Below are 5905 nucleotides of genomic sequence, written 5' to 3'. Positions count from 1 at the left end.
GCATGTGTTCGATCAGGGGATCCAGGTAGCCCTGCTGCCACGCGGCGATCGCGATTGCCACCACGCTGGACCCGTCGCACAAAGAAGCGAACAATGACCTGCAGCAGGCGCGACCCGAGAAGGAGGAATCATGGCCAAGCGAGGCGACGCAGCGAAGCGGGCCGAAGCGAGAACCGTTTCCCTGGTGCTGGGTTCCGGCGGGGCCCGCGGCCTGGCCCACATCGGTGTCATCGAGGAGCTGGAGGCGCACGGCTACGAGATCCGCGCGATCGCGGGCAGTTCGATGGGAGCACTGATCGGGGGCATCTTTGCCATGGGCGAACTGACGACCTACCGGGACTGGGTCGAGGGTCTCAGCCAGACCGACGTCGTCAGCCTGCTCGACTGGTCTTTTTCCAGTGGCGGCATGATTCGCGGCGACAGGCTCATCCGTAAACTGAAGGACCTCGTCGGCGACAGCGACATCGAGGATCTGCCGATCAGCTACACGGCCGTGGCCGTGGATATCGAGCGTGGGAGGGAGATCTGGATGAGTGATGGCTCCCTGTTCGACGCGATCCGCGCCTCCATCGCCATCCCTGCGGTGTTCGCACCGCACCGGTACCGCGGGCGGACGCTTGTGGACGGCGGCCTGCTCAACCCGGTGCCGGTCGCGCCGACGCTGCGCACCCTGACCGACCTCACCATCGTCGTGGACGTGAATGGACCGACGCCGACGACCGCCGAAGACAAGGACGGGGACGACGCGGAAGCGGAAGACTCCGGGGTGTTGCGACGGATGATGGGGTACGTGGAGTCGCTCGGCATGAACGGGACGCCCGCTGCCGAAGGAATGGCCCTGTCGGAGGTCCTGATGCGCTCACTGGAAACCATGCAGGGGGCCTTGACCCGACACCATCTCGCGGTCTTTCGCCCCGATCTCGTGATCAGCATTCCCAAGAGTACCTGCATGGTGCACGAGTTCCACAAGGCCCGGCCGGTAATCGAACTGGGCCGGAAGACGACCCGCGGCCGGTTGCAGGCGATCGGTGACGAAAACGCCGGCACACCGTATTGACGGCTCGACCGCAATGGGGCAGAAGCGGCCGGCGGCTCGCGATATACTGGGCCCCCCGGCCGCTCGGGTCCGCTTGCGCAAGGCGGGCCAGGCAGAAAGATGCGGTCATCAGCCCAGGCTGGCAGTCACAGCCCAGCGGTGAAGCAATGAACCGAGGAGGAGACGGGATGAATTCCATGAGAGTCGGGGCAAGAAGGTCGTCCGGCGCAGGGCTGATCGGGCTCTTCGTCGCGGTGCTGACGGTCGCCGTCCTCTACGTCGGCGGCGAGTGGTTCGTCACCCAGCATGTGAAGACCGCGCTGGAAGAGGTACTGCAGGAGGATATGCATGCCGAACTCGAGGTCGAGTCGGTGGGCCTGGACGGCTGGCTGTTCAGTGGGCGGCGCTCCGGCGACGCCGTGGTCCTTCTACCCTCCGACGAACGCGTACCGGTTGAATTCAAGATGATCGGAAACCCGCTCACCGGCTCGACCATCACGGTGGAGGGAGACCAACGCCTGAAGCTGCGCTTGCGGGATCTGTTCGGAGACATCTTCTGACCGGTCGGTCAAACGGCAAGCAGAGGAAGCCCGCCTGTGAAGTTCACAGGCGGGCGTAGGCAGCCGCCGAGCTGCAGGGCATCATTCAGGTAGCCGGGGGGCGTTCATCCATCAGGAACTGCCCGCCGAGCTTGATCAGCGCGGCTGCGACGGCAATGCCGAGCACCAGGATCAGCGCCTCGGGGATGTTCGGCTGGTAGGACTGCACCGCGCCGTACCAGTGGGCTGTCTGTCCCAGCGACACCAGTTGCCCCGTGATGATGAAGCTGTACTGAACCCACAGCACACCCAGAATGCCGATGAAGGCGAAGATCCGCGGGGCATATTGCAGCAACACCAGCGCCAGGATGAAGGGCACCAGCATCCAGATACTCGCCCAGCCCAGCATGCCGACTACGGTGCTGTGAGCCTCGTAGGCAACGCGCACCAACAGCAGCCCGGCGAACAACAGTGCCGTCTGCCGAAAGATCCGCCCGGCAGTGTCGGTCAGCGTGCTTTGCGGACGCAGCAGCACGATCGCTGCGGCTCCGCTCACCAGCGCCGAGACCAGGGTGATGACCGAGAGGAACGCTCCTTGGTAGTCGGGACGACCGATTACCGTGCCGAAAACCGCGCCGATGGTGATGGCCGCAGCCGCCGCGATCAACAGCGTACCCCAGGCCAGCGGCAGATCGAACACGCCGTGGCGGCCTTTCAGATCCAGCACCAACTTCACGGCCAGGAGAACCAACTCGATGGAATACAGCGTGCCCATCCACCAGATCGGCGAACTCGGATTCGGCGACAACAGGATCCAGACCATGTTGAGTAACGACCCCAGCTCCGTGGCCAGGGCCGTGAAGCCTCCAAGGAGCATCCCGATGGCCATGATCAGCAGCGCCCGCGTGTGCCGCGTGATGGCTTCATCTTTCATGATCAGGCCGTAGGCCAGGATCAGTGAAACCCCGGTGCTCATCAATGCGAGGAAGATGTAGGTCACCAGCGGTAGCGTCCAGACCAACGCGCTGTTGGTCGCAAACACGTGACCCAGGAACATCTCGTACAGACCCATGGCGCCGCCCGCCACCAATCCGGCGGCGATCAGGAACCAGGTGGGAGTCAGAAAGTCCTTCCGACTGACATTGAAGTTCATGATTTACGCTCCTTGGTTTTCGCCGGCGGGGCGAGCGGGTTCGAAACGGCGCTGGGGCTTGTAGTCACGGATGTAGATCACCCGTGGCCGCGTTCCCAGCTCTTCGCGCAGCCCCTTGCCTCCGTGCCTGGCCACCAGCTTGCTGACTTCGCTGTTCGGATCGTCGATATCGCCGAACTGCCGTGCACCCGAAGGGCAGGCGTCGACGCAGGCCGGCGCCAGACCCTTGACCAGGCGGTGGTCGCAGAACGTGCATTTTTCAACAGACCCGGCGGGCCGAACGACCGGATAAGTCGTGCCGCGCTCCGGGTTGCCGTGCGGAGAGCCTTCGCCTCCGGATTCCTCGAGCATCTCCCGGGGCGAGAAGCACCCTTCGGCCAAACGGTCGCGCTGGGCCCAGTGTTGATGCGGCCTTTCCCAGTTGAAGCTGATCACGCCGTACGGGCAGCTGACGATGCAGGCCTTGCAGCCGATGCACTTGTTCGTGTCGTGCAGCGTCAGGCCGGTCTGCCTGTCCTTGTACATGGCCTGCGTCGGGCAGGCAGCCACACAGGGTGCGTTGTCGCAGTGGTTGCACATCGTCGAGATGTACTCGTAGCGAACGGCCGGAAATTTACCGCTGGTGCGCGTGATCTTGTCGCACCAGTTGAAGCCGACCGGCGTGTTGTTTTCGATCTTGCACGCGATGGTGCAAGCGGCGCAGCCGACGCACAGCTGCTGGTCAATCACCATTCCATATCCCATGACGAATCTCTCCTAGCAGTTGTCGGCTTCAAGCCTTCTCGATGCGAACGCCAATCTGGCCGGAAAATACCGAGGATCCGGACAGGCGGTCGTAATCGCGCGGGATCAGCTCGTTGTTGTTGCCGCCAATGGCCGTGCGTCCGAAGTCTTTCGAAACATGCCGGCCGTAGGCCCAATGGCCCATGCCGAAGGCCTTCACCACGCAGCCGGGCCGCACGCCTTCCCAGACGCTCGCGGTGCAGGTGATGCTGCCGGAGACTGAGGTCAGGCGAACCGTGTCGCCGGTCTCGATCCCGAGGCGCTCGGCGTCGACCGGATTGATCTTGGCGGCATCGCCGAACTTCAGGTCTCCGGGCTCGACGTCGCGCTCACTGGTGTACCAGTAGTGGTTGCAGCCGCGGCCTTCGCGGTTGAGCTTGTGCTTGTAATCGACGAAGAGCATCGGGAACTCGTCCTCGCTGCCGTGCCGGAACGGGTTTTCGAAGTGGGGAATGAAAGCCAGTTCGCCGCGGGCCTCGTAGTTGCAGGTGGCCAGCACGTTGTCGATGTCGGTGTCGTGCCGGTCGGCATGCGACTGCAGCGCTTCCTTGAGCGTCTCGGAGTAGAACTCGAAGTTGCCGGTCTTGGTGCCCATGTTGCCCCAGCGCGACTGAAACGGATAATGGTCGCTGGTCCACATGCCGACCTCGAGGAACTCGTCCCAGCTGTTGAACTTGGTGCCACCGACGGTGGACTCGGGATCCCAGAACGGTTTGGTCATCATCTTGACCATGATCAGTCCCAACTCGTCGCCGTTCGTCGGGTGCTCACCGGTCTCGGGATCGACGAACTCGTTCTTCAGGTACTCCAGCGGCGCGCTGAAGCCCTTGCGATCCAGCGCTTCGGCCAGCAGCCAGGGAATCTCCGACTCGTCCTGACGGACATCGCCGACCTTGACCATGGGTTGCTGGATCCCGACGACGCCGTAGCCGTTACCGGAGTTGGCGACCACGCTCCAGCGCTCGAACATGCTGTGCGAAGCCGGAAGGATGATGTCGGCAAACATCGACTGCTCGGCCAGGTTGAGCGTGGAGTGGACCTGGAAGGGCACCTTCTTCATCGCCTCTTCCCATTCCTGCGCATGCGGCTGGGCGTAGACGAAGTTGTTCCAGCTCGCGTAAAGGACCTCGATGCCATAGGGATCTTCTTCCAGGATCGAGTTGGCCGGCTGTGAACTGATCACCCCCGCACCCGAAACCCCACGCGCCAGGGCCGGAAACTCCAGCCGGCCGCGCCGATCGATCATTTCCATGGCAATCCCGGCCTGCGCCAGTTCGTCTCGATACGCGGCGCCATCGGGCAGCGATGCTGTGGGTCGCGAGCTGAAGCGCATGCTGCCACCGTCGTTCTCGGCCGCACCGAGCAGGCCGGCCAGCGCATGACCACACATCGAACTGTAGGCGCCGCGGGTGTTCATGTGCATCCCTCGCGACAGCCAGATCCCGACCTTCGGGGCGGCTTCGCCCAAGTCGCGGCCAACGCGAACGATCTGCTCGACCGGCAGGTCCGTGATCTCGGCGGCCCACTCCGGGTCACGGTCCTTGAGTTCCAGGTTCCACCACTGCACGAGGCCGTGGGTGTAGCGTTCTTCGAAGTCTTCTTCGGACACAGACTGTCCCGAAACGAAGCGGTTTTCGCCATCGGCGAAATCACCCACAAAGGGTTTGTGCCAGAGGCCTTCGGTCAGAATGACGTGTGCCAGCGCCAGCGCCAGCGCCGAGTCGGTTCCCGGCTTGAGCGGCAGCCACTCATCGGCCTTCTGCGCACTGGAGGAGAAGCGTGGATCGACGATCGCAACCTTGGCGTGCTCGAGCATGTTGCCCCACTCGCGCGTCGCGAAGGACACCTGGCGGTTGGCGGCGATCGGATCGGCACCGAAGCAGAGTTGGTAGCGGCTGTTCTTGATGTCGTACTGGCGGTAACCGAAGTTGCCTTCGAGGAAGTAGGGGCCGAACTTGTCGGCCTCGGCACAGATGGCCGAGTGGGTGATGGCGTTCGGCGAGCCGATGATGCGGCTGATATTGGCGAGCATCACACCGCTCATGAAGCCGTAGCGGCCACGGGTGGTCATGTACTTGTAGGGTTCGCCCTTGCGCCGCAGCTCCATCAGCTTCTCGGCGAAGGTGTCCATCGCCTCTTCCCAGGTGATGCGCTCAAAGCCCGGGTCCTCGCCGCGGCCTTTGTTCGGATTGGTCCGCTTCATCGGGTAACGCACCCGGTCCGGGTCATAAAGTTCGGTCAGCGCCATGCTCTGGCGCACGCAGCCGGACTTGCCGGTAATCTTGGAGTGCTGGTTGCCACGAACATGGAAAACGCGGCCGTCCTGTACGTAGGCCTCCTTCATGCACCAGGTGGTGCAGCCCTGGCAGACCGTCGGAACCCACTTGCCCGAAC

General features: G+C 63.4%; 5 protein-coding genes. 2 read left to right on the top strand and 3 right to left on the bottom strand.

The features are described from left to right. The first annotated feature begins 130 nt into the window (after positions 1-130). Entirely contained in the window at positions 131-1057 is a 927-nt protein-coding gene (locus tag EA346_RS03250; RefSeq protein WP_296755599.1) for a patatin-like phospholipase family protein, read from the top strand. 167 nt (positions 1058-1224) lie between these two features. Then, positions 1225-1596: a hypothetical protein gene (locus tag EA346_RS03245; protein ID WP_296755598.1), complete on the top strand. Its 372-nt coding sequence runs from the start codon at positions 1225-1227 to the stop codon at positions 1594-1596. An 85-nt stretch (positions 1597-1681) separates the two neighbouring features. Here EA346_RS03245 and EA346_RS03240 read toward each other — a convergent pair whose 3' ends face one another. The 3 genes from EA346_RS03240 to EA346_RS03230 all read right to left on the bottom strand — a co-directional run. Continuing rightward, positions 1682-2728, bottom strand: a complete 1047-nt coding sequence (locus EA346_RS03240) for a polysulfide reductase (protein ID WP_296755597.1) — start codon at positions 2726-2728, stop codon at positions 1682-1684. A 3-nt stretch (positions 2729-2731) separates the two neighbouring features. Beyond that, complete coding sequence (locus tag EA346_RS03235; RefSeq protein ID WP_296755595.1) at positions 2732-3460, bottom strand: 4Fe-4S dicluster domain-containing protein; 729 nt, start codon at positions 3458-3460, stop codon at positions 2732-2734. Between the two features lie 40 nt (positions 3461-3500). Further along, positions 3501-5905: molybdopterin-dependent oxidoreductase (locus EA346_RS03230; protein WP_296755592.1), on the bottom strand; the 2405-nt coding region annotated here is incomplete at its 5' end.

This window comes from Thioalkalivibrio sp., assembly GCF_007692535.1.
In the GTDB taxonomy this organism is placed as follows: domain Bacteria; phylum Pseudomonadota; class Gammaproteobacteria; order Ectothiorhodospirales; family Ectothiorhodospiraceae; genus Thioalkalivibrio.
The sequence above is the reverse complement of the archived record's forward strand: the minus strand, read 5'-3'. Positions and strand labels throughout refer to the sequence as shown.

What these genes read in the sequence shown, in the direction of transcription:
- EA346_RS03250 (WP_296755599.1), top strand. Translation starts at nt 131, where the DNA reads ATGGCCAAGCGAGGCGACGCAGCGAAGCGGGCCGAAGCGAGAACCGTT.
- EA346_RS03245 (WP_296755598.1), top strand. Translation starts at nt 1,225, where the DNA reads ATGAATTCCATGAGAGTCGGGGCAAGAAGGTCGTCCGGCGCAGGGCTG.
- EA346_RS03240 (WP_296755597.1), bottom strand. Translation starts at nt 2,728, where the DNA reads ATGAACTTCAATGTCAGTCGGAAGGACTTTCTGACTCCCACCTGGTTC.
- EA346_RS03235 (WP_296755595.1), bottom strand. Translation starts at nt 3,460, where the DNA reads ATGGTGATTGACCAGCAGCTGTGCGTCGGCTGCGCCGCTTGCACCATC.